Source organism: Acidobacteriota bacterium (assembly GCA_035471785.1).
Taxonomy (GTDB): domain Bacteria; phylum Acidobacteriota; class UBA6911; order RPQK01; family DATIPO01; genus JANQFM01.
Genome location: DATIPQ010000077.1, coordinates 13890 through 37680, shown reverse-complemented (window position 1 = coordinate 37680; position 23791 = coordinate 13890). Strand labels below are relative to the sequence as shown.

General features: G+C 63.1%; 15 protein-coding genes. 8 read left to right on the top strand and 7 right to left on the bottom strand.

What is annotated here, in order from left to right:
• Positions 1–6: 6 nt before the first annotated feature.
• Positions 7–1380, bottom strand: coding sequence for an FAD-dependent oxidoreductase (locus VLU25_10805; GenBank protein HSR68422.1), 1374 nt, complete (start codon positions 1378–1380; stop codon positions 7–9).
• Between the two features lie 197 nt (positions 1381–1577).
• Between VLU25_10805 and argS the strand changes: the two genes are divergently transcribed.
• The 3 genes from argS to VLU25_10790 are packed head-to-tail and all read left to right on the top strand — an operon-like array spanning position 1578 to position 5763.
• A complete protein-coding gene (gene argS / locus VLU25_10800) occupies positions 1578–3740 on the top strand; it encodes an arginine--tRNA ligase (GenBank protein HSR68421.1) in 2163 nt (720 codons plus the stop codon).
• A 60-nt stretch (positions 3741–3800) separates the two neighbouring features.
• Entirely contained in the window at positions 3801–4973 is a 1173-nt protein-coding gene (locus VLU25_10795) for a CoA transferase (protein HSR68420.1), read from the top strand.
• Between the two features lie 10 nt (positions 4974–4983).
• Complete coding sequence (locus VLU25_10790) at positions 4984–5763, top strand: energy transducer TonB (protein ID HSR68419.1); 780 nt, start codon at positions 4984–4986, stop codon at positions 5761–5763.
• A gap of 99 nt (positions 5764–5862) precedes the next feature.
• Here VLU25_10790 and VLU25_10785 read toward each other — a convergent pair whose 3' ends face one another.
• Positions 5863–8310 (bottom strand): M56 family metallopeptidase, encoded by a 2448-nt coding sequence (locus tag VLU25_10785; GenBank protein HSR68418.1) that lies wholly within the window; start codon positions 8308–8310, stop codon positions 5863–5865.
• Position 8311: 1 nt separating this feature from the next.
• A complete protein-coding gene (locus VLU25_10780; GenBank protein ID HSR68417.1) occupies positions 8312–8701 on the bottom strand; it encodes a BlaI/MecI/CopY family transcriptional regulator in 390 nt (129 codons plus the stop codon).
• 174 nt (positions 8702–8875) lie between these two features.
• On the opposite strand from VLU25_10780, the gene VLU25_10775 reads away from it, so the two are divergent.
• The 3 genes from VLU25_10775 to VLU25_10765 all read left to right on the top strand — a co-directional run bounded on the left by VLU25_10775 (position 8876) and on the right by VLU25_10765 (position 13519).
• Positions 8876–11137: a thioredoxin domain-containing protein gene (locus tag VLU25_10775; GenBank protein ID HSR68416.1), complete on the top strand. Its 2262-nt coding sequence runs from the start codon at positions 8876–8878 to the stop codon at positions 11135–11137.
• A 1-nt stretch (position 11138) separates the two neighbouring features.
• Positions 11139–12014, top strand: coding sequence for an alpha/beta fold hydrolase (locus VLU25_10770; GenBank protein HSR68415.1), 876 nt, complete (start codon positions 11139–11141; stop codon positions 12012–12014).
• A gap of 83 nt (positions 12015–12097) precedes the next feature.
• Positions 12098–13519: a M20/M25/M40 family metallo-hydrolase gene (locus VLU25_10765; protein HSR68414.1), complete on the top strand. Its 1422-nt coding sequence runs from the start codon at positions 12098–12100 to the stop codon at positions 13517–13519.
• 13 nt (positions 13520–13532) lie between these two features.
• Here the strand turns inward: VLU25_10765 and VLU25_10760 are convergent, their stop codons facing one another.
• Together VLU25_10760 and VLU25_10755 are read right to left on the bottom strand one after the other, a co-directional pair.
• A complete protein-coding gene (locus VLU25_10760) occupies positions 13533–17780 on the bottom strand; it encodes a hypothetical protein (protein ID HSR68413.1) in 4248 nt (1415 codons plus the stop codon).
• Entirely contained in the window at positions 17777–18442 is a 666-nt protein-coding gene (locus VLU25_10755; GenBank protein HSR68412.1) for a hypothetical protein, read from the bottom strand. The genes VLU25_10760 and VLU25_10755 overlap by 4 nt, the downstream gene beginning before the upstream one ends.
• A 292-nt stretch (positions 18443–18734) precedes the next feature.
• On the opposite strand from VLU25_10755, the gene VLU25_10750 reads away from it, so the two are divergent.
• Complete coding sequence (locus VLU25_10750; GenBank protein HSR68411.1) at positions 18735–19502, top strand: ATP-binding cassette domain-containing protein; 768 nt, start codon at positions 18735–18737, stop codon at positions 19500–19502.
• Between the two features lie 3 nt (positions 19503–19505).
• Entirely contained in the window at positions 19506–20696 is a 1191-nt protein-coding gene (locus VLU25_10745) for an ABC transporter permease (protein ID HSR68410.1), read from the top strand.
• On the opposite strand, the gene VLU25_10740 is transcribed toward VLU25_10745, so the two are convergent.
• Complete coding sequence (locus tag VLU25_10740) at positions 20697–21764, bottom strand: L-threonylcarbamoyladenylate synthase (GenBank protein HSR68409.1); 1068 nt, start codon at positions 21762–21764, stop codon at positions 20697–20699.
• Between the two features lie 7 nt (positions 21765–21771).
• Positions 21772–23592, bottom strand: coding sequence for a threonine--tRNA ligase (gene thrS, locus VLU25_10735; GenBank protein ID HSR68408.1), 1821 nt, complete (start codon positions 23590–23592; stop codon positions 21772–21774).
• Between the last annotated feature and the right edge of the window lie 199 nt (positions 23593–23791).

Sequence of the window (23791 nt, the reverse complement as noted above, 5' to 3'; positions counted from 1 at the left end):
ATCCGTTCAACCTCGGTATCCGATCTGGTCTTCCAGGCGCTTGTAGGCATTCTTGCGGGCCCATTGAGCGTAGTTGTTGTCGTAGCTCTGACGCTGCTGCAGGCGCTTGATTCGGTCCACAATCCGGGCCAGATGGGAAGGGGTCTTGAGGCACTTGCCGGAAAGCTCGTCGGCGATCTTGTCGGCCCTCTGTCCGGCCTTGCCGGCGGCAGACTCCAGCAGTTTGCGGTAGTCGTCTTCGCTCCAAGCCAGGAAATCGTCCATGACATGGTCGGCTACCTGGCGTCCATGAACCAGCGAGGCCCTGATGTTGCCGCGTCCTGTGACGGCGTTGCCCAGGGCGAAGACGTTGTCAAAGCCTTCCAGCTTGCCGGTTTCTTCGTCTTCCACCTGCAGCAGGTTCCACTTCATGGGCAGGCCGGGGATGGGCTCCGGAAGGCTGCCGATAGAAGAGATGACCAACGGCGAGGAAACATCGTACTCGGTGCCTTCGATGGGCCTGGCTTTGCCGTTCTCATCCACCTGGGTGCGCTGAAAGCGCAGGCCCGCCAGGCGGTCTCCCCGCCTCAGCAGGCCAACGGGGACGTGGCAAGGCTCGAAGTCGAAGAGGTACTTGCTCTGGAAGTTGTTCATCAACTTCTCGCGCACCAGCTTCATTCTTTCCTGGCGGTCGGGGGGCAGGTCGGTGGAGATCTCGTTGAGCGGCATGTCGAGGGTGCGGCGCCGGTAATAGAGGGTGGAGCCTTTCAGACCCAACTCGCCCCAGGAAACCCCCAAACTCTCCAGAACCTTGGGGATGCCTTTCTTTTCGAGATCGAAGAGATTGGTCTCCAGTCCCCGTTCCTTCATGGCCCTCAAGGTGGTCTCCAGCATGAGGATCTTGATGACGTCCAGCGAGGCCAGTCCGCCTCCTACCACGATGGCGCCGTCCTCGACTTGCATCTGAGGGCCTTGGTAGTCTGGAGAGTGGTACTGGTTGAACCAGCCCACGAAGGCATTCTGGTAGTAGAAGCCTTTGTTTTCATAGTGGTCCACGCCTTCTACCGGCAGGGGCCGGTCCCGCCAGGCGCCTGTGGCCAGCAAGATGGCCGTAAATCCCATGTCTTGGACGGTCTGGAAATCGATATCGGTGCCCAGCTTGCAGCGGGGCACATAGAAGACGTGTGGGTCGTCGATCTTCTCGTCGATCTGACTTTCTTCCTTGTCGCGCAGCTTGATGTGCCACTTGGGCAGTCCGTGCTCGATTTTGCCGTAGGGCAGAGCATCCTGATCGAACACCGCTGAATAGATGCCCCGCTGGGCCAATCGGTGGGCGGCTTCCGAACCGGCTACGGCTCCGCCGAAAATGCATACGAAGTGTCCGGGATGAAGGTCGTTCATGAAATCGGCTTCCGCTGTCTGAGAGGGTCGTTGCTCGGGCCGCGCCCCAGGATTCATGTCGCTCGGTCGATCATTCGGCGTACAGTGTGAGGGACCCCCGGAGGGAAGTCAAGCAGGCCGGCAACGGCTTTGCGCCGTTTGAGTTGGCGTGAGGCGATTGTGTAAGCTAGGCCGCGCTCAGTGAAGAGGACCATGCTATGACGACCGCTTTGCGGCAGGATCAAATCATCCAACGGGTTCGCCAGGCCCTGGAGGAGCTGTCCATTCCGGCTCCTGCCAACATACCCCTCAACAAGATCCCTTTTTCGGGCATGTGGGGGTTCGCCGCCCCCTGCTTTCCACTGGCCGCAGCCGAGAAAAAGGCCGGCCGCGACGTTCAGGTGGGAGCACGGGCCCAGGAAATCGCCGAGGCCTTGGCCCAAAGCCTTGAATCGAGCGGCGAGTTCGCCAAAGTCGAGGCCGTCAAGGGATACGTGAACATCTTCTTCGATGTGGGCCAGGTAGCGGATCAACTGGTGGATTCGGTGCTGCAAGAGGAAGAGGCCTACGGGCGCGGGGAGGCCAAGGGCGAGAGGGTCATGATCGAATACTCCCAGCCCAACACCCACAAGGCCTTCCACGTGGGTCATCTGCGCAACGTGTGTCTGGGCGATTCGCTGGCCGCCATCCTCGACTTTGCCGGATTCGACACCATCAAGGCCAACTACCTGGGAGACATCGGCCTGCATGTCATCAAGTGCCTGTGGTGCTATTTGCGCTTTCACCAGGGGAATGAGCCGGATAAAGAAAGAGGTCGTTGGCTGGGCGATGTCTACGCCCAGGCCGACACGCTGCTAGGAGACGCCAATGCCTACCGCGACCAGGTCTTGGCCTTCCTGGGACGCGTGTTGCAGGAAGAGCCGGCAGGCGCCGAGGTGCGCCGACAGTTGGCCGGACGCTTTTTCGACCGCCTGGAAGAGGCCTTGGCTCAGGCCGATGCCGCGGCCCGTCACGACCTCATGACGCTGCTGAGGCACTTCTTTCTGCGTCAGAAGATAGAGTTCAACGAGATCGCCCACCGTCCGCTGGCCGACTGGATATGGCGGATTCACCAGGAGTGCGGAGAATGGCTGCAAGAACTGCTGGAGCAGTCCTCGCCTGAGAACGACGAAGCCCGCCACCTCGCTCTCGAGGCCCTGGTCAGGGAGTGGCGCGAGATCGGTCTCGACCGGGAAGCCTGGGGCTATGCCCGCGAGTTGCGCCAGCTCTTTCATCGCTGGGAGCAACGCGACCCGGAGCTGGTGGCGTTATGGAAGAAGACCCGCCAATGGAGCCTGGACGATTTCGAACGCATCTACGGCCAACTGGACGTCCACTTCGAGGAATGGTTCTACGAGAGCGATGTGGAAGAGTCGGGCAAGGAAATCGTGGATGAGATCGTGGCTCGCGGAATCGCCACCGATCAGCGCCCCAACGGACCCGTCCTGGTCGAGATCGACAAGCAACTGGGACTGGATAAGCCGACCTACCGCACGCTGGTCATCCTGCGCTCCGACAACACCTCGCTCTACTCCACCAAGGACCTGGCGCTGGCCAAGCTGAAGTTCGAAAAGCACAAGGTCGACCGCTCGGTCTACGTGGTGGACGTAGGCCAGTCGCTCTACTTCCAGCAGATCTTCAAAGTCCTGGAATTGTGGGGATTCGAGCAGGCCCGGCAGTGCTTTCATCTGGCCTACGAGATCGTGCGTCTGCCCTCGGGCAAAATGTCGAGCCGGGCGGGCGAGGTGGTTTTCTACGACGACTTCTTTCAGGAGGCCTATCTGAAGGCCCGTGAAAATGTCGACAAAAAGCGCAGCGAGGAGCAGTTCGCCGAACTGCCCGACCTAGACCGGCGTCAGCGGGATGAAGTCGCCCTGGCAGTGGCCCTGGGAGCCATGAAATACGGCATGCTCTCGGTCGACAACAACAAGCAGATCAACTTCGACTTCGAATCGGCGCTCAGCTTCGAGGGCCAGACGGCGCCCTACCTGCAATACGCCCATGCGCGTTGCTGCCGCATTTTGGAGAAGGCCGGGTCCGGCCAAATTCCCCGTCCCCGCTATGGCGAAACCTCGGTGGAGGAATCGGAGGTCAACCTGCTGGAGGCCATCTCCAACCTCTCCAGCGAGGTGGAACGGGCGGCCCGCGAGTACAAGCCGCTCTACGTCGCCACCTATCTCTATAAGCTGGCCAAGAGCTTCAACGACTTCTATCGCGACTGTCCCGTGCTCAAAGCCGAGGAGGCCCGCCGCGACTCGCGCCTGGCCCTGGTGGCGGCCACCCGCCAAACCCTCTCCAACGGCCTCAAGCTGCTGGGCATCCCCGCCCCCGACTACATGTAGGTCCAAGTGGCCGACGCCGTGCAGGGAGCCGTCCGCTCGCGAGCGTGGTAAGGTGAGGGCATGTCCAGCGGCCAGGATTTGCCTCTCAGCGGCGTGCGGGTGCTCGATCTGAGCAGGGTCCTGGCGGGTCCCTATTGCACCATGATGCTGGCCGATATGGGCGCCGACGTGATCAAGGTGGAGACTCCCCGCGGGGGAGATGAAACGCGCAGTTGGGGACCGCCCTATGCGGGCCCTCCCGAGGACGGCATGAGCGCCTACTTCCTGGCCGTCAACCGCAACAAGCGCAGCCTGCGCCTCGACTTGAAGAGCCCTGGCGGACTGGAGCATGCCATGCGGCTGGCCCGCCAAAGCGCCGTGGTGGTGGAAAACTTCCGTCCCGGCAAGGCCGCCGAACTGGGCTTGGACTACCAGCGCCTCAGCCGCGACAATCCGGCCCTGGTCTATTGCAGCATCAGCGGATTCGGACAAAGCGGACCCTACCGCGACCGCACGGGATACGACTATGTGATCCAAGCCATGAGCGGGCTGATGTCGATCACGGGACCGGCTGAAGGTCCGCCCTGCAAAGTCGGAGTCGCCATCTCTGACGTGCTGGCGGGATTGCATGCCTGCTCGGCCATTGTGGCCGCCCTCTACCAGGCCAGCCAAAGCGGGCAGGGACGCCATATCGACGTTTCGCTGCTCGACTGCCAGATCGCCTCGCTGGTCAACGTGGCCTCCAACTACCTGATTTCGGGCCAGCCACCCCGCCGTTACGGACGGCAGCATCCCAACATCGTGCCCTATCAGACGTTCCAGGCCCGCCACGGGGCGCTGGTAGTGGCGGTGGGCAACGACCGTCAGTTCGAGAAGCTTTGCCGCCTGCTTGGACAGCCCCAATTGGCGCGGGATGAGCGCTTTGCCGATAACCCGTCCCGCTCCCGCAACCGGGACGCGCTGGTACCGCTCCTGCAGCAATGCCTGGCCGGCAAAGATCGGGACCATTGGCTGCAGGCGCTGGCGGCGGAGGGCATTCCGGCCGGCCCCATCAACGAGTTGAGTGAGGTCTTCGCTGATCCCCAGGTCAGGGAACGCCAATTGGTGGATGAGTCCGGAGAGTTCCCCCTCTTGCGTTCCCCCCTGTGTTTTCAGGGGCGCCGGCTGCCGACAGGGCGCCCTCCGCCCCGCCTGGGGGAACACGACTCCGACTTTGCGTCTGAGCCTTGTGAAGGAGAGGACGGAAAGGGATAGACTGATGCTTATGCACAACCATGTCCGAGCAGCCGGCCCCTGGGCGAGCCGGGCCCTGCTGTCGGCGGGAACGCTGGTGCTGCTGTTGATTCAAACGGGTCTGGCAGCGGCACAGGAGAGACAAGATACGACTTGGCGGATGGTCTTTCCCTCCGACCCTCAGCGCCAGCATGTGCTGGGGACGGTGGTGCAGCGGGACGGTCGCTGGGAGGCCTACACGGTGGCCTTGAGGCTGGACGATTCCAGCCGTCCCATGCGGCGCGGACTCTACCACTTCACCAGCGGAGCCTTCAGCCATCGAGAATGGGTCAGGGTCGGTCAGGAAGTCCGCTTTCGGCCCTACAACGAAGTGTTGGAAATGAGTCTCAAGCTGCTCAACGTCGACCAGGGGCAGGTGGAGGCCGAAGTCACAGTTCCTTTCGACATGCCCGGCCAGTGGCGACTGTTGACGGCGGCCCCTCCTCACCTCCCGCCAGACGTGATCGACTTTAACCAGGCTGGCGGCCAAGACCATTTGCAGGGTCCCCGAGCCTTGAGGAGCCGCATGCCCACCTACCCCAAAGCGGCTCGCGAGGCATCCGTCAACGGCAAGGTGGTGCTGGGCTTCGTGCTGGACGAAAAGGGCCAAGTCTCACCCGACAGCATCAGGGTCGTCCGGGGACTCGGCTACGGCCTGGAGGAAGCCGCCATCGAGACGCTGCTCAACGAGTGGAAACTGGCTCCGGGCCGTCGCGACGGCCAGCCCGTCTCCATGTGGATCAACGTAGAATTCGACTTCAGCATTCACTAAGGTTTCTACGAGATTGGTGGGGTTCAGGGACGGCTCCCGCGGAGGAATTCGGTTGTGCGGGAGCCGTCCCTGCGAGACCTGAGCCGGTAAGTCCAGGACCTACCAGCGCAGGTCCGAAAGTTGTCTCGTCAGGCGCTCGATGGTGTTCTCCAATTGGGCCCGGCCGGAAGCGTCCATTCTTTGCAGCGGCTGCGCCAAGGCGCCTGTGAGCAGCGCTCGGACGGTGTCGGGCGAAGCCTTGAAGGTGAAGCGTCCCTCCTCTTCGTGGAGGCTTCCTTCCTGGAGCAGATCGCTCACAAGGTCGTCCAAGCGCCGTTGCAACTCGTCTGCGTCCCAGCCCAAGCTGTGAGCGCTCAAACCCTGGCGCAGGGTGGACTCGATCTTGCTCCGGCCTTCATCGACCACCATCCTCAAGTGGTCCATTTCACGGTGCAGGCGGTCCATGGACTCCCGCAGAGTCTCCATGTGGCTCTGCATCGTTCCCTGCAGTTGTTCCTGCAACTGACCCTGGACGGCTTCCAGGTGCCTGAGCGAGGTTTCGTGTTCCTCGAGGGCATCGCGAAGCTGGCCGTCCAAATGCTCGCTGAGAGAGTCCAAGCTCTCCATCAACTGGCGATGCTGGTCCGCGAAGTCTCCACCATGCAGTGTGGCCCTTTCCAGGCTCTCGTGAGCCGCGGCCAGTTTCTCGGGCAAATCCCTGCTCAAGTCCTCCAGCCGCTCCTGCAGTCGCGCCAACTGGCCCTGGTGCTGCTCCAGGTCGAGGTTTTCATGAACCCGGCGCATTTGTGCTTCTACGTCTTCCATGACCCGGGCGATGTCTTGGCTGCGGACTTGGTAAGCCGACCGCAGAGACTCGTGCACCCGCTCCAGCCGTTCCTGCATCTCTTCCACTCGCAGTCCGGCTTCCTCCACCCGCTGTGAAGCCATGCGGGTGCTGCCGTCGACTCGGCGAATGCGCTCCAGGCCCCGGCGCAGCAGATCCTCCTCGGCCTCGGCGTCCTCGATGGTTTCTCCGTCCACTTCATAGGTTCGGCGCAAGCCGCCCGAACCGTCAGGCTTGATCGTCAGCATCTGGCTGCGTCCCTGGTGGCGGGCTCGAATGATCAGGAAGCCGCCGGCTTTGATTTCCTTGATGCCGTAGTCTTCTTCCAGCACCAGCCCCTCCATTGAGATCGTCCAGCGGCTGCCGTCTGCTTCCGAGAGGCTGATGTTGCCGGAACGGTCGCCCGGAGAGGCGCTTTGCTGAGTCCGCGAGGATGCGGATGCAGGAGTAGAGACCACGGCGGTCGTCTCCTTGGCTCCTGCGCTCACGGAGGCGGCGGCCCCCGATTGCGCCTGAACGGCCGCAGAAGTTGCGCTTCCGGAGGTGACCGCGGTTTGACTGCTGCTTTGCGCCGACTGGGAAACCGGCTCGGACGCTTCGGCCTCTTGAGGCACAGGTTTGAGCGCGGCCAGAGGAGCCGCCGCGGCCAGCGTCAGTCCCACCAGCAGCAGCAACACCCTGGGAGGGGCGCTGCCGCGGTTCTTTCGGCCGTTGAGGATGGAAAGGAGGCGGCCCTCCAATTCGCTGGGACGCGACATGGCCAGAGAGGCCACCGTCACCAGACGGGCTCCCTTCATACGCTGGGCCAGCGAGAGCAACTGCCGGGCGTAGGTGGAGGCGCGGGTGCCGCAGCGCAGCACCAGGTCGTCGCAAGCCTGTTCCCGTTCCCTCCTGAGGGCTCGGGCGGCCATCCACACCAAGGGGTTGAACCAGTAAACCGCGCAGGCCAAGTGGGCCAGCAACTGGACCAGCAGGTCGTTGCGTTTGATGTGGGCCAGTTCGTGCAGGAGAACGGTGCGGCGCTCGTCCTCATTCCAGGCGTCGGCCTGGGCCGGCAACAAGACCACTGGACGCAGCAGTCCCCACACCAGCGGCATCTGATGCGGCTGTCCCAGACGCAGGCGGACCGGACGCTTCAAGTCGAGCCGGTGACGCGCCTGCTCGAGCAAGGCGCCCCAGGTCTCCCGAGCGGGCGGCGAGGCTTGAGCGAGTTGGCGCCTGAGCAAGGCGCAGGCCAGCAGCAGACGGCCCAGGGTCAACAAGGCTCCCAGCGCCCATATCGCCAGCAGCAGGCGAGACGCATCCAGGGAGAGGGAAGCCGGAAGCTGTCCCGGCAGCAGCGGCATGACAGGCTGCAGCGTCGTGCCCTCTCGGCCCTCGGAAGAACCGGCGGACTCTCCGACAGGCTGGGATGACAGGCTTGTGGTGGTGGCTTGCTGAACCGAGCCGGTGGGGCCCAGGGGCGCCATGGCGAATTGCTGAGAAGCGCTGGAGGGAAGCACCGCCAAAGGCCAGGAGGGCACGGTCAGCGAAAGTAGCGGCAGCAGCAACAGCATCCCCAGCAGCAACGTCCAGGCCAGGTGGCGCAAGGCGGCCGAATTGCGGCGCAAACAGTAAGCTGCGCCGAAGCCCAACGCCAAGAGCAGGGAAGCCTTGAGGGCGAGCAGCAGCAACTGCTGGTCGATGGAAGCCAGGGAATTCCAAAAGTGCATCAGCTCTTGCATGTCAGCGTCCCTCCTCGCGGGCCTCTTCAACCAGGCGCGATATGCGCTCCAGCGCTTCAGGCGTCATTTGTTCGTCTTCGTCGAGCAAGGCCGCCACCAGCTTCTCGGCCGACCCCTCGAAGAAGGTGTTGACCAGATGATGCAGCGCGCCGCGCCGGGCCTGACCGCGTTCCAGCGTGGGCCGGTAGCTGTACGCGTGCCCCGGCTGGCCCTGGTGAGAGACGTGGCCCTTTTCCTCCAACACCCGCAGGGTGGCCCTTACGGCTGAATAGGAAGGAGGATCGGGCAAAGCCTTGTGGATGTCCGATGCGCTAGCGCGGCCGCGACGGTAGAGGATGTCCATCACCTGGCGTTCGCGCCGGCTGAGTTGGTTGAGGGAACTCTTCTTCATCAGCGTCTCCTGTTACCTCCCCGGCCAAAGGGTGCTGGAAAATCAGCATGCTGGAAATTTAGCACCTTCTCCCGCCGCTTGTCAACAGCCCGCTGTTCCCTGAGACGCAGGAGAGGCCGCTACGGTTGGCCATCTTTACCCTATACTGTTGAATTCATGGAGGTTTTCAGCGGCATGAAGCGGGTCCGATGGTTTTTCTTGGCCCTTGGTCTTCTGGCAAGCGCGATTGTCGGCCAGGAGGCAAAGCAGGAAGAGAACGCCGCCTCTCGACCCCAGGCCAACCGCCTCATCGACGAGGGCAGTCCCTATCTTCGCCAGCACGCTTACAATCCGGTGGATTGGTACCCCTGGGGAGATGAAGCCTTCGAGACGGCGCGGCGGGAAGGCAAGCCGGTTTTTCTCTCGGTGGGATACTCGACCTGTCACTGGTGTCACGTTATGCGCCGGGAGAGCTTTTCCAACCCTTCCATAGCCGCTCTCCTCAACCGTCACTTCGTCGCCGTCAAGGTCGACCGCGAGGAGCGTCCTGACGTGGACCGGGTCTACATGACTTTTCTGCAGTCGGCCACAGGCGGCGGCGGCTGGCCCATGTCGGTGTTCTTGACTCCCGAGGCCAAGCCCTTTTTCGGAGGCACCTACTATCCTCCTCAGGACCGGGGCGGCTTGCCGGGATTTGCCCGTGTCTTGGAGAGAGTTGTCGAGGAGTGGCAAAGCAACCGCGACAAGATCCTCAAGTCGGCCGACGCCATCACCCGGAGCCTGCGCCAGGCCACCCGCTTGCAGGCCGATCCCGAGTGGACGCTGCAGGCGGGATTGCTGGACACGGCCTACCAACACTACCGCGCTTCATTCGATGAGCAGCACGGGGGATTCGCCGGACCTCCCAAGTTCCCCCGTCCTTCCGACTTCGGATTCCTGCTGCGCCGTCACCTGGCCGGCTCCGACCAGCAGGAGGCGCTCAACATGGCCCTGACCACCCTTCGCTCCATGGCGCGGGGAGGCATTTACGATCACCTGGGAGGCGGATTCCACCGCTACTCGACCGATGCCCGCTGGTTCCTGCCTCATTTCGAGAAGATGCTCTACGATCAGGCCCAACTGGCACAGGCCTACCTGGATGCCTATCAGGTGAGCAGAGATCCGCTCATGGCCGAGACAGCTCGGGGAACACTTGACTACGTGCTCTCCCGCATGCGCTCGCCGCAAGGGGCTTTCTACTCGGCTGAGGACGCCGACAGTCCTGTGCCCGGGAATCCGGATGAGGAATCTGAAGGGGCCTTCTACCTTTGGAAGCTGTCGGAGATCGAAGAAGTCGTAGGCGAGGAGGGCGCGGCCCTCTTCGCCGCCGCCTACGGCGTCCAGGCGGACGGCAACGTGGAGTCGGATCCCTCGGGCGAATTCGGGAACAGAAATGTCCTTTACCGTGCTCTGGACGACTCGGCCCTGGCCGGCCGCTTCTCGATTTCGCCCGGCCAGGCGGAGCAGCGTTTGGCCCGCTATCGCGCCCGCTTGCTGGGGCGCCGCGCCGAGCGTCCCCGCCCTCATCGCGACGAAAAGATCCTCACCGCCTGGAACGGCCTCATGATCAGCGCCCTCTGCAGGGCTCATCAGGTGCTGGGAGAGGAGCGCTATCTTGAAGCGGCCCGCCGGGCTGCCGACTTCATCGAGCGCGAACTCTATGACTCCTCCTCCAGGAATCTCAAGCGGCGTCATCTGGAAGGCGATTCGGCCATCCCAGGCATGCTGGACGACTACGCCTATCTGGCCCAGGGACTGATCGACCTCTACGAGACCGAGCTCGACGACGGGCGGCTGCTTTGGGCCCTGGAGCTGACGGAAGCGCAGATGGCGCGCTTTCAGGATCCTCAGCAAGGAGGGTTCTTCAACGCTCCCCAAAGCGGCCAACGACTGCTTTTTCGCCTCAAGGAAGAGTATGACGGCGCCGTTCCCTCAGGCAACTCGGTGGCGGCTTCCAATCTGCTGCGCCTGGCCGAGATGAGCGGACGCGAGGACCTGCGCCAGGCAGCCCTGAGCACCATGCGCACCTTCCACCGCATACTCTCGCGCGCTCCCCAGGCCATGCCTCGCATGCTGGCCTCCATCGGCTTTCATCTTCGCCCCGTGCGCCAGGTGATTATCGCCGGCCGGCGTGAGGACCCCAAAGTCAAGGCCATGCTGCGGGCCGTGCATGAGGACTTCCATCCCGACCAGATTCTCTTCCTGGCCGACGGAGGCCGGGCACACCAGGTCTTCTCCAAGACCCAGGAGGGACTTGAGGGTAAGAAGCCGCGCCAGGGACAAGCCACCGCCTACGTCTGCCGCAACTTCGTCTGCAAGTTGCCCACCGACGATATCGAGCAGTTGAAGAAGCTGCTCGAGGAGGACCAGCCGGCGTCCGACGAGGACGACGGTTCCGCCCCTGGAGGGGAGCGCTGAGATGGTGGCGGAGAGAGGCGAGGCAGGGTCCCGAGACCTGACCATCCCGGCAGCGGACGGCTATCCCCTGGCTGCCACGCTCTTTCTCAACGGCCGGCAATGGCTGATCATCAACTCGGCTACCGGCGTCAAGCGCGGCTTCTACAGCAAATTCGCCTCCTACCTGGCTGAGCAGGGCTATTCGGTGGTGACCTACGACTATCGGGGCATCGGAGGGTCGGCGCCGCCTTCGCTCAGGGGCTCGTCGGCTCGAATGAGCGAGTGGGGAGAGCTCGACTTTGCCGGAGTGATGGACTGGGTTGAGAGGCGCAAGCCCTCGCACATGCTGGGCCTCGGTCATAGCGTGGGGGGCCAGATCCTGGGGATGCTTCCGCGAGCCGGACGACTGCATTGCTTCATCGGCGTCGCCTGCCAGAGCGGTTGGTGGGGACACTGGCCGCTGCCCTGGCGATACTTGCTGCCGTTGGGCTGGAAAGTGGCGCTCCCGCTTCTGGTGAGGACTTTCGGCTTTCTGCCTTCCTCCCTGCTTGGATTGGGCGAAGACCTGCCCCCCGGCGTGGCCCGCCAGTGGGCAAATTGGTGCCTTCATCGTCACTACTATCACGGCTCCATAGCTGAACTGCCGGGATTTCGAGACTTCGCCGGCCCGCTGCTGGCCTACAGTTTTTCCGACGACCGCTTCGGTCCCCGGCCCGCGGTTGAAGCCTGGCTGCGCTGGTTTGCGCAGGCCGAAACCCAGCACCGTCATATCAGGCCGGGAGACCTGGGATTGAAGCGGCTGGGGCACTTTGAGTTCTTCCGCCAAGATTCAGTGGATATCTTCTGGGAGCCCTGCCGTCGTTGGCTGGCCGAGCGATGCGGGCGCCCCTCAGAATGAAACGGCTCCCCTTGCCAAGGATGGATTGCATATTGCCCGCCATCGAATGATTGGGGTAGGCTGAGCGCAACTTTGGAGGACGGATGAAGAAGGCGACTGCAAGGATGATGTTGGCGGGAGTCTTGATGCTGATGGCCACTCCCGTGGCGGGACAGGACCAGGGATTGACCGCCGACTACCGCGAGACGGCCGACGCGATTATCGAAGCGGCGCTGAGCGATACGGAGGGATGGGCCAGGCTGAGTCATCTGACCGACCGCATCGGCCATCGTCTGAGCGGGTCGAAGGCCCTGGAAGAGGCGGTGCTGTGGTCCTTCCGGCAAATGCAGCAGGACGGCCTTTCCAACGTGCGCCTGCAGCCGCTGGCGGTGCCTCACTGGGTGAGGGGACGCGAGTGGTTGAAAATCGAGTCCCCGGTCAAGCGCGAGCTGGCCATGCTGGGATTGGGCGGCAGCATCGGGACACCGCCGCAAGGGCTTTCGGCCGAGGTGGTGATGGCCGCTTCCTTCGATCAATTCGAGGCCATGGACCCGGCCCAGGTGGAAGGCAAGATCGTGCTCTGGAACGTGGAATGGAACGGCTATGGACGCACCGTCCGCTACCGCACGCGGGGTGCCGTCGAGGCGGCCCGCAAGGGTGCCGTGGCCTCGCTGGTGCGTTCGGTGGGCCCGGTCAGCTTGCAGACTCCCCACACCGGTGCCATGCGCTACGACGACGAGGTCGAGAAGATCCCGTCAGCAGCGGTCACCATCGAGGGAGCCGAGCTCATTCAGCGTCTGATCAAAGCGGGCGAAAAAGTGCGCCTCCGCCTCTATATGGAGGCTGAGACGCTGCCCGATGCCCTTTCGGCCAACGTAATGGGCGAGATTCCGGGCCGGGAGTTTCCCGACGAGATCGTCGTTCTGGGCGGTCACATCGATTCATGGGACGTGGGTCAAGGGGCTCAGGACGACGGTTCGGGCTGCATCGCCTCGCTGCAGGCGGTGGCCTTGCTCAAGAAGCTGGGCCTGCGGGCCCGGCGCACCATTCGGGTGGTGTTTTGGACCAACGAAGAAAACGGCCTGGCCGGAGCTCGGGCCTACCGCGCCGCCCTGGGCGAGGACGTCGACTCTCACGTCGCCGCCATCGAAATGGACGGCGGCTCAGAGCATCCCGTCGGATTCGGGTTGGCTTCGCTGGCGGTGGCCGGCGTGGCCGGGGGCAGTGAGCGGGTGGTGGCCAAGATGCGCCAAATCGGGGCCTTGATGGATCCTATCGAGGCGGGACGCATCACCTGGGGAGGAGGAGGTGCCGACATCTCGCCCCTCATCCGCGAGGGAGTGCCCGGATTCGGCCTGCGCACCCGGGGCGAGAAATACTTCCACTGGCACCACACCGAGGCCGACACGCTGGACAAGATCGACCCCGAGCACTTCCGCAAGAACGTGGCCGCGCTGGCCATCTTGTCCTATGTCCTGGCCGACATGCCCCAGCGATTTCCCGACTTCCTGCAAGCCGGGGACTAGGGGCCGAAGCCACTCAGTTGTCCGGCTGACCCTCGATGGCGGAAAGAAAGCGTCCTGAGAAGTCTCCGAAGAGGGCGAAGGTAAACACGGGCGACGAAGACTGCACTTCGATGTGTCCGGTGACCAGTTCGAAGCTGGGTCCGAAATAGATGTCCTCGTTGAGCAGGCCCAGGATCCTGCTGCGGCCCTCCAGAGCGAAGATTCTCTCAGCGGCGATTACGCCCTGGGCGTCGTAAGCCCGCACGGTCACGGTGGCCGGCTGGGAATCGGAACTGGCGGTGTTGAGAATGGCCAATCCGGTGAAGATGCCCAGTTCCGCGGATTGGGCCACCTGGAAGAAGCGCGTCAGTTCGTTGCCGAAGGCCTGCATGGGCAGAAGCGAACGCGTCCGCTCTTGGGCCGTACGGAATTCCACCGATCCGATCACCTGTCCCAGGGGACCGAAAAAGCCCACGAAGTCGGCGGGTTGAAGCGAGAATCTGAGGTAGCCGGTGCGCAGTCCCGAGGGGCCGGCGTCGATACTGAAGAGCTCGGTGATTTCGGATACGAACATCTCGCCGGGTGCGACCTCGAAGTCGCGGAGCTCCAATGCCAGTCCATTCTCGTCGAAGATCGTTGCGCGCACTTGCAGAGGACCCTGGGAGGCGTTGAAGAGGCGCACCAGCGTGTCGCCCCCCTGGTTGTCGATCAGGTAGTGAGGCGCCAGCAGTTGGAAAGCCGGCTCGGGCTCCTGGGCCGCGGCCGCGATCATGGAATCGGTCGAGGCCACGAAGGTGAATCCCTTCATGGGGAGCGGCGAATGGAGGGTGATGTAGCCATCTTTAACTTGCTCGAAATCGAAGAGTTCGGAGACCGGCGCCAGCAGCGAACCGCTGTTGGGAAACTCCATTTCTTGCTGGTCCAAGAGCTCTCCGGAAGCATTGAAGAGCTTGAGGTCGATGCCGGGGATCCGGCCGGCGCTATCGTTGAAGAGAAAGAGCTGGGTGCTGTGGCGAAGGTCGTCCTGGACCACGGGGAAGATCAGGTCGCGGCTTCTCGGCAGTTGCCTTCCGATGCCGTCCAGGCGTTGCAGGGAGAGGTCGCCGGCCATGAAGAAGCCTTCCAGATCATCCTGTCCGCGGGCCGCGATGGCCCGTGTCTCAGCCGTCAGCGGCCCGGCTTGTTCGGTGGTCAGGGCCGACTGTCCGCGGGGCTCCAGCAGAGCGGCGGGATCGGTGACGAAGAGCGAGTCGCCGGCGCCGTCCAGACCCTGCAGGATGAGGTTCTGTTGTTGCGAGGTGATGTTGACGACGGCCATTCCCACGAAGGTATTGTCGAAAAGGGTGGGCAGCGGGTGCTGCAAGCGGGCGGGGAACACCAGGAAGGGCCTCACCGATGAGGCCAGACTGATGCTGAGGTTTTCCTGACCGGCCGGTGCCTGATCCCAGTCCAGCGAAGCCGTAAGGTCGATTTCTCCTCCTGTGCGGGGGACGCTCTCCGCCACCGCCTGCACTTCCTGGCCGGGCTCAAGCTGGTTCCAGGTGCAGGTGAAGAGTTGCCCGTCGAGGGCATCGGGGGCGCATTGGCCGCTGGGCGAAGTGAGTTCGACCGGCAATCCCGTTTCCGAAACGACGACTTGCAGGATCACGTTGCTGACGGGCAGGCCGGTGGTATTGGCCACGACCGCCGCCAGCAGAAGCGGTTCGCGGGCCGTGGTGGTCCTTTCGTTCAAGCGGGCCAGCGTCAGTTGCAGGTCGCCCTCCAGCATCGGATTCAGCCATTGGGCCGAAAAGACCGCCTCGTTTCGCTGTTGAGTCCCGAAGGCCGCCGACTTGATCCAGATCGTCTCGCCGGGCTGAACCGTGGCGGTCAGCCGGCCGTTGAAACCGGCGCCGCTGAGGACGTCGCATTGCAGCGGCAGGAAGGCCGAGCACACTCCCCGGTAGGTCTGCAGGACGCTGTTGGCATCGCCTCCTTCGGCAGAGAGCAGGACCTGCGCGGGAAGGGAAGTGTCGTTGCTGAGGCGGTACCATACGCTGGCGGACTGCTCTGCCGGATCCTCCGATCCGCAAGTGGTATCCGGTTCGTTGGGCTCATTGCCGGCATTCAGGGTCGTAACCTGGTCCTGAAAGGGAAGCTGGCTGACCGTGACGGGGACGGCCTGCACGCAGTCATCGTTGGGGGGAGGTCCGGGGGCGGGCTCCAGCGTGAGCTGCAGGTTGCCGGCCGAGCCGCTGAAGGCGGCTATCTTGATGAAGTACCGCACCCCGGGGATAGCGGTAAAACTGACCATCGAGGTCAGGCCCGGTCCGTCGTCGTCGTCGCAGACTTCGTCGGAGACCATGAGCGAGTCGCAGGACCCCTCGTAGACCTGAATGACGGTGTCGTAGTCGCTGCCCGCGGTGGAAAGCAACAGTTGCCTCCGACCGGGCTGATCATGCAGGTAGCTGTACCAGACGGTGCTGTCGCCGGCGCCGAAGATGCAGTCAATGTTGGGCTCCGAGGTCTCGGTGAGGGCGCCTGAGACGTCCCGGCTGTCAAAGAAGGGCAGGGAATCGATGACGACGGCCTGTGGGCAGGCGTCGTTGGCGGGCGGGGGCGCCAACTCCACCTCCCGCACCGAGAAGACCAGGTCGCCGCCCGTCCCCACGAAACTGTCGGCGACCCTCAGCAGGCGGGAAGTCCCTGGCGCGACGGTAAACCGGACCAGGGAGCCGGCTATGGAGAACCCCCCGAAACCGCAAGCCTCAAGATCGATTTGGGGGTTTGAGCAACTGCCGTCGAAAACCTGCAGCACGGTAAAGAAATCGCTCAGGGCCGTATCAGCGTCCACCAAGAGATCGTCGGCGGTGTCGTTTTCCAAACGGTACCAGACGCTTCTCGTATCGGCGTCGAAGCCACATTCAGCATTCTCCTCTCCCATTTCCAGAGTAGCGGCGCGAGTCTTGCGGACGTCCCGGAAAGGAAGCTGAGAGAGCGGCACCGGGACGGCCTGGGAGCAATCGTCGTTGGCCGGAACGGTGAACTCGTTGAGCCGAATATCGGCCTCGGCCGCCTGGGCCGGACCGCCGGCTTGAACGTCGATCAGAAAGGGTGCGGCCTGCGGATCATCGGGCGGAGAAGCCACGTCTTCGTCGGGCCCGCTGTAGAACTCTTCGGGGCCGTTGGAACGTTCGGAGGAGTCGAATGCGAAGTCGGGCGCCCGCAGCACCTGGGTGGAAAAGCCGCCCGCCCGCGTGTCGCGCAGTTCCAGGCTGTAGCGCCCGCCCGGAGTGAGCATGTTGAGGGTATAGGTCCCCGCGAAGGGGGTGACGGGCCCGATCACCTGCACGAAGTCTCCGCTGATGGCCGAGACGGCGTCCACCAGCGGATCGCCGTCCTGATTGCGGGCGATCACCTGGTAGCCGGTGCGGGGCGTACCCAGGCCTGACAAAACCCGGCCGCTGATGGTGGCGGCCTGCTCGATGGAAGCCCCCGGCTGGGGATAGAGTGTGGAGAGGATGGCGATGTCGTCCAGGCTGGGCTGGGCCTGAAAGACTCCCGTTCCGCCCGGGAAGGGCGCCAGAAAGGGATACATGGTCTCCACATGCTCGACGCCCGCGCCCAGCGGCGTTCCGTCGGGATAAAGCGATTCCGTCCCCCCGAAGAACACGGCTTGGCCGTTGACGACCGAGTGGGCCAAATTGAGCAGGTGCCCCAGCTCATGCACCAGGACTCCCCTGAAGTGAGAGCCGTCGCTGTCGGAGTCGAACATGGTAGGCCCGTTGATGAGCACCAGCCCCTCCCGGATGACGCCCTCGGACAGGTATTCGGGTGATGCTACGCCCAGCACGCCGGTAAAGCCGAGGGCATCGAAAATGTCTCCGCTGCCGTTGCCGTTGACGTCTTCGTTGTCGATGACCAGCGGAGTCAGTCCGCCGTTGTTGACTCCCATCACCGAGAGGATATTGTCGATGGCGAAGTCTCCCGCACCCTCGGGACCGAAGATCGACTCGGCCACGCCGCCGTCCACGATCGTCATGGAGGAAGAGGGGATGTCGGTCCAGGCTTGGGCCGCGGCCTGCTGGTGCGCCAGCGACTCGGCTGCCGTGAGGTGTCCCAGGGCGCCGGTATCGAAACGGATGACCACGGTGGGCGGACTGCCGCCCCACAGCAGCGGCTGGCCGGGCTGCTGCAAGATGAGCGGTCCGCCGGCGTGCAGGCCCGAACTCAAGGCGGGCAACGCCAGCAAGGCGGCCGCGGTCAACAGTGCCAGAAGAAGGCGTGAGTCCGGGTATTTCATTGGCGGCCTCCCCGACGCAGCGCCCGCGCCATCTCGCTGATCGGCATCCGTTGGCCCGAAGACAGGCGCAGCACCACCTGACGCAGGGAGGAGTAGGTCACCGGACCTTGGCTGACCGTCCGGGCCTGCGAGCGGCGTTCCTGAAGCCGTTGTTGGGGGGTCTGGGAGGTGTCCAGAGTCAGATTGAGGTTGCCTACGCCGTTAACGGCGATCTGGCTCTCGCCTTTGCCCAATACCCGAAAAGCGCCCTGCAGCAGGCCCACCGGAGAGGCGAATCCCCAGCGGCTGTCCTCGGGCAGGAAGAGGAGGTAGCTCTGGCCCGGCTGGTAATGGGGCATGGCCGCGATGCGGATCTGGTTGCGTCCGGCTTGGACCGGGGCCTGACCGCTCAGTCCGAACTGGCGGATGGTGATTGTGGGCCCATCGACTTGGCCCGCCAGAACCTCCTCCACGCGGAAGGTGTAAGCCGTGTAAGGCAGTCCGCGCTGGTCAACCCCTTGCACCTGGGAAAGGCAGTTTCCGCGGAACACTCGCGAGGAATGGTCGACGAGGTCCTGCAGGTTGAGGGGCCGCAGAGTAGTGGCGGGAGAGAGGTTGACAAGGCAGCAGAAAATGGCGAATGCCAGAATCCATACCCTGGGGGAGGTTAGAGACAAAGGCACGGTAGATCTCCTGGTTTTGGTAGTCACGTCACGAACATCCAAAAAGGTTTTACCACACTCGGCTTTGAATTCGTGACGAATAGAGAGAAGGGTAAGGGAAAAAGGTTCAGGGCCCAAATAGTAAGGGGAGCGGCGACCGTCGCCGCTCCCCTTTCGCCAGGGAGGTTCTTTAGGTAGGTTCGCAGTCTTATACGGCGCTTGCGGGCCAATTGTTCACAGAGAGTCGAAAAAAGACGAGAATAAGAAGTCGGCTTTCTCCGTAGCAAGAGCGCAACCGTCAAGGAGGAAGCCCGTGATAGAGGTCCAGAGACTTACGAAGACGTTCCAGCTTTCCCGCCGCCAGCGGCGGGAGCTGGGGAAGGACCAATCCACCAAGACCCTGACGGCGGTGGACGACGTCAGCTTTGAGTGCCGCCCCGGCCGCATCTTCACCTTGTTGGGTCCTAACGGCGCCGGAAAGACCACGGCCCTGCGCATCATGGCCACGCTCATGAAACCCTCTTCAGGAACCGTGACCGTCAACGGGAACGACGTCCGCAAGTCCCCGAGCCAGGTGCGGGCTTCGATGGGATTCCTGACCGGCAGCACGGGCCTTTACGCTCGTTTGACGCCGCTCGAGATCCTCAAGTATTACGCTGACCTGTACGAACTCCCCTCGGCCGAATTCGAAAAGCGGCGCGATGAGTTGATCGACCGTCTGGGCATCGAATCCTTCACTCATCAGCGCATCGGCAAGCTCTCCACCGGGCAAAAGCAGCGGGTCTCCATCGCCCGCACCATGATTCACGATCCCGAGGTGGTAGTCTTCGATGAACCCACGGCAGGACTCGACGTCATCTCGGCGCGCAACATCGTACAGTTGATCAAAGACTGCCGGGGACGGGGCAAGACCGTCATTTTCTCCACCCACATCATGGGAGAAGTAAGCCTTCTGGCCGACGACCTGGCCATCATCCACAAGGGCCGCCTGCTCTTCAACGGTCCCTTCAAGTCCTTCCGCGAGCGCATGGAATCGCGCTCCTTGGAAGACGAATTCATCCGCATCGTGGAGGCAGCCTGAGCCATGAATCTATCCACCGTTTGGACGATCTTCAAGAAGGAATGCCTCGACACCATCCGTGACCGGCGCACCATCATCGGAATGGTGATACTACCCCTCATCATGTTTCCTCTCATTTTCATGGTGATGGACCGCGTGATCTCTTCGACCGATCAGCAAGCCCGCGAGGCCCTGCTGAAGGTTGCCGTCTTCGACCGGGGGAACGCTTCCGAGTTCGAGTCCTACCTGGCAAAGCAGGAAAGGATCGAGCTGGTTGAGGAGGCTGACCGTGACCAGGTGGAAGCGCTTATTCGCGGCGAGGAACTGGATGGGGCCTACGTGTTCGCGTCCGACTTCGACAGCGCCGTGGCCGACCGGCGTTCGGGCAGGGTGACGGTCTATTTCAAAGCCACCGACACCAAGATCGGCCGCAATCGCATGCTGGAGCCGATCAGGCAGTACAGCAGCGATCTGCTGCGAGCCCGTCTCGAGGAGTTGCAGGTCAGTGAGGAGTTCGTGACGGCCGTGGATATCGAGGAGCGAAACGTTGCCAGCCAAAAAGAGCGCCTAGCCCAGATGGTGGGCGGATTCCTGCCCTACATGTTCATCCTCTTCTGCTTCACCGGCGCCATGTATCCTGCCATCGACTTGGGCGCCGGAGAAAAAGAGCGGGGCACTTTGGAAACCCTGCTGGTCTCGCCCGCCGGACGGCTGGAAATCCTGCTGGGAAAATTCGGGGTAGTGGTCCTGACGGGAGTCTTTGCGGCCTGCATGTCGATCGTCGGGCTCTATATCGGAAGCTCGCAGATCAGGATGGGGGAAGAGCGGATGGGAGACGTCATGGCCCTTCTGGAGGGCCGTTCCATCGTGCTGGTGCTGTCGCTGTTGATTCCGCTGACGGTATTCTTTGCCGGGATCATGCTCTCTTTCAGCGTCTTCGCCAAGAGTTTCAAGGAGGCTCAAAGCATCATCTCTCCCATGATCATCCTGGTGATTTTGCCCGCCGCCATCGGCATGGCCCCGGGGGTGGAATTGAATTCGCTGACAGCTCTGGCGCCCATCCTCAACGTGTCTTTGGCCACCAAAGCCATCATTGCCGAGTCGATCACGACCCTGGAATTGATGCTGACCTACCTGTCGCTGCTTGTCTTCGCCGTCCTGAGCCTGGCTTTTTCCACTCTCTGGTTCGGGCGGGAGGGCGTAATCTTCCGCTGATCACTCGAGGATGGAGCCTTTGGCGGCGCGGGAGAGACGGTCGCGGAGGGCGGCGGACGAAGGTCCTGGAGAAGCCTCGTCCGCCAGGATGAAGGCGGGCTTGAGCGCGTCCAGGGCCCGCAGGTCGGCGTAGAGATGGCGGGCCCGTTCAGCGAGCGTGGGCCGATCGGGGAGAGTCAGGGCTTGGGCGTGAAAACGCAGCAAAGAACGTTCTCCCAGGTATCCGAAGCGGGGAGCCGTTTCTTCTTCATCGCTGTCGACCGCACGGGCTCGGGCGGCCTTTTGCAGGCGCCGGCTCAGAGCCTCCTTGAGCGAGGCGTCGTCAAGGCCGCTGGGGATCAAGTAGAGTGGAGAAAGGGGACGGTAGTGGCCATGGCGGGTCCCCGGAGAACGCCGGGCCTGGCCCTCGCTTTCCACGCGTTCGCCCACCACGCGGGCGATCTGCGGGGCGCTGACTGCGCCCGGGCGCAAGAGAATCACCGTTTCGCCGCTGATGTCCAGCACGGTGGACTCCAGTCCCACCCGGCAAGGTCCGGCGTCGAGGATGAGGGGGATGCGTCCGCCCAGGTCGTGAGCCACGTGGGCCGCGGTGGTGGGGGAGGGGCGTCCCGAGAGGTTGGCGCTGGGCGCCGCCAGAGGACGTCCGGCGCGGGCGATCAGGGCGCGGGCCACCGGGTGATCGGGCAGGCGCACGGCCACGGTGTCGAGTCCCCGGCAGCAGGAGCGCCGGATCTCGGGTCCGGCCGGAACGACCAGCGTCAGAGGACCGGGCCAGAGAGAGTCCGCCAACCGGCGGGCCCGGCTCAGAGCCCGCTCGGCCCCTTCCTCCACCAGTTCCCCGAGCTGCTCCGCCTCGGCGATGTGCACGATGAGCGGATTGTCGGCGGGACGCTGCTTGGCCCGGTAGATCTTCTCCACCGCCGAACGCGAAGTGGCATCGGCTGCCAGTCCGTAGACCGTTTCGGTGGGAAAGGCCACCACTTGGCCGCCGCGCAGCAATTCGGCCGCGCGCCCCACCGCTTCGTCCTCCATGGGGGCGGGACCGACCTTGAGAATGGATGTCTGCATGGCTCGGCTACCATTCGCGGAGGTGGCGCCGCTGGGCGATCTCGTCTTTCACCATGTCGACGAATTCCGCCACCTTGAAGGTCTTCTGCCGGCGGATTCCGTAGCGCCGCACCGTCACCGTCCCGTCGACCTGTTCCTTCTCGCCTACCACCAGCAGGATGGGGATCTTGGAGGTGGCGCCCAGGCGGATCTTCTTGCCCAGCTTTTCGTCCGAGGAGTCGACTTCGCTGCGCACCAGATCTTCCCGCAGCCGCTCGTTCAGCTTCTCGGCGTATTCCAGGAAGTGCTCGCTGACCGGCAGGACGCGCACCTGTACGGGGGCCAGCCAGGTGGGGAAGGCGCCGCCATAGTGCTCGATGAGAAAGGCCACGAAGCGCTCGTGGGTTCCCAAGGGCGCCCGGTGGATGCACAGGGGCGTGTGCTCCTGTCCGTCCGACCCCACGTAGGAGAGTCCGAAGCGGGGCGGTATGGCGAAATCGAGCTGGTTGGTAGACACCGTGAACTCGCGTTCCGACACGGTGCTGAACTGAATGTCGACCTTGGGTCCGTAGAAGGCGGCTTCGCCGAGTCCGACCTGGTAGTCCACTTCCAGTTCTTCCATGGCCTCCCGCACCATTTTCTCGGTGTAGTCCCAGGCCTCGGGATCGTCGACGTACTTGTCGCGCGGATCCTCGGGCGCGCGCAGGCTGAGCCGCATGTAGTAGTCGGAGAACTCGAAGAGCGCGTAGAGCTTCTGGTGCAGCCGCATGACGCGCTTGAATTCGTCTTTCACCTGCTGGCGCGTGCAGTAGATGTGGGCGTCGTTCATGTGCATCCCGCGCACCCGCGTCAGCCCCTGCAACTGTCCCGACTTCTCGTAGCGGTAGACCATGCCGTATTCGGCCAAACGCAGCGGAAGGTCGCGATAAGAGCGAGGACGGGCGGCGAAGACCTTGTGGTGATGGGGACAGTTCATGGGCTTGAGGTAGTAATCCTGGTCCACCTCCTCGCCCTCTTCGCCGGCCTCCTGCAAGGTCATGGGCGGGTACATGCCCACCTTGTAATGGGTCAGGTGGCCCGAGGTCTGGTAGAGGCCGCCCTTGGTGATATGGGGCGTGAGGACGCGCTGGTATCCGTCCTTGAACTCCATCTCCATGGCCAGCTTCTCCAGTTCGTGGCACAGTACGGCGCCGTTGGGAAGCCAGAGAGGAAGTCCCTTGCCGATCTCGTCGTCGATGACGTAGATGTCGAGTTGGGCGCCCAGCTTGCGGTGATCGCGCTGCAGGGCCAGTTCGCGCTGGGCAATGTAGGCTTTGAGCTCTTTTTTGGAGGGAAAGGCCCAGCCGTAAATGCGCGTCATCATGGTATTGCGCTCATCGCCACGCCAGTAGGCTCCGGCCACGCTGGCCAGTTTGAAGGCGTCGGGCGGAATCTGGCCGGTGTGCTCTAGGTGAGGCCCTTCGCACATGTCCACGAAAGGGCCGTTGGTGTAGAAGCTGAGCCGGTCGAATCCCTTTTGCTCCAGCAGCTCTTTGGCGTATTCCACCTTGTGGGGCTCGCCCATGTCTTGCAGGCGCTGCACGGCTTCTTCACCCGGCAACTCCTGGCGCTGAAACTCTTGTTTTTCCTGGATGATGCGGCGCATCTCTTTTTCCAGGGTCTGGAAATCTTCTTCGCTGATGGGCTCGGGCAGGATGAAGTCGTAGTAGAAGCCGTTGTCGACGGGAGGGCCGAAACCCAGCTTGGCGCCGGGACGGATCTTCTGCACCGCCTGGGCCAGCACGTGGGCCAGCGAATGACGCATCTTGTAGAGAGGCGTCTGCTTATGCTCTTCAAGTTGATGCTGCATCGTTCCAATACCTCGTCGCAATCCGTGGGAACTTAGCTACGGATCAATCTCGATATCTTCCAAGCTTGACTGAATGACGAAAGATGGAGAGGCTTGACCACGGGCCTTCCGTCGGCGCTTCAACGCACCGAGCCGGTAGTTCGAGAAGTCGTCCAGGCGTGTCGTCTTGATTCGAGCATGGCCAACAGGGATTATATGG

What these genes read in the sequence shown, in the direction of transcription:
- VLU25_10805 (HSR68422.1), bottom strand. Translation starts at nt 1,380, where the DNA reads ATGAACGACCTTCATCCCGGACACTTCGTATGCATTTTCGGCGGAGCC.
- argS (HSR68421.1), top strand. Translation starts at nt 1,578, where the DNA reads ATGACGACCGCTTTGCGGCAGGATCAAATCATCCAACGGGTTCGCCAG.
- VLU25_10795 (HSR68420.1), top strand. Translation starts at nt 3,801, where the DNA reads ATGTCCAGCGGCCAGGATTTGCCTCTCAGCGGCGTGCGGGTGCTCGAT.
- VLU25_10790 (HSR68419.1), top strand. Translation starts at nt 4,984, where the DNA reads ATGCACAACCATGTCCGAGCAGCCGGCCCCTGGGCGAGCCGGGCCCTG.
- VLU25_10785 (HSR68418.1), bottom strand. Translation starts at nt 8,310, where the DNA reads ATGCAAGAGCTGATGCACTTTTGGAATTCCCTGGCTTCCATCGACCAG.
- VLU25_10780 (HSR68417.1), bottom strand. Translation starts at nt 8,701, where the DNA reads ATGAAGAAGAGTTCCCTCAACCAACTCAGCCGGCGCGAACGCCAGGTG.
- VLU25_10775 (HSR68416.1), top strand. Translation starts at nt 8,876, where the DNA reads ATGAAGCGGGTCCGATGGTTTTTCTTGGCCCTTGGTCTTCTGGCAAGC.
- VLU25_10770 (HSR68415.1), top strand. Translation starts at nt 11,139, where the DNA reads ATGGTGGCGGAGAGAGGCGAGGCAGGGTCCCGAGACCTGACCATCCCG.
- VLU25_10765 (HSR68414.1), top strand. Translation starts at nt 12,098, where the DNA reads ATGAAGAAGGCGACTGCAAGGATGATGTTGGCGGGAGTCTTGATGCTG.
- VLU25_10760 (HSR68413.1), bottom strand. Translation starts at nt 17,780, where the DNA reads ATGAAATACCCGGACTCACGCCTTCTTCTGGCACTGTTGACCGCGGCC.
- VLU25_10745 (HSR68410.1), top strand. Translation starts at nt 19,506, where the DNA reads ATGAATCTATCCACCGTTTGGACGATCTTCAAGAAGGAATGCCTCGAC.
- VLU25_10740 (HSR68409.1), bottom strand. Translation starts at nt 21,764, where the DNA reads ATGCAGACATCCATTCTCAAGGTCGGTCCCGCCCCCATGGAGGACGAA.
- thrS (HSR68408.1), bottom strand. Translation starts at nt 23,592, where the DNA reads ATGCAGCATCAACTTGAAGAGCATAAGCAGACGCCTCTCTACAAGATG.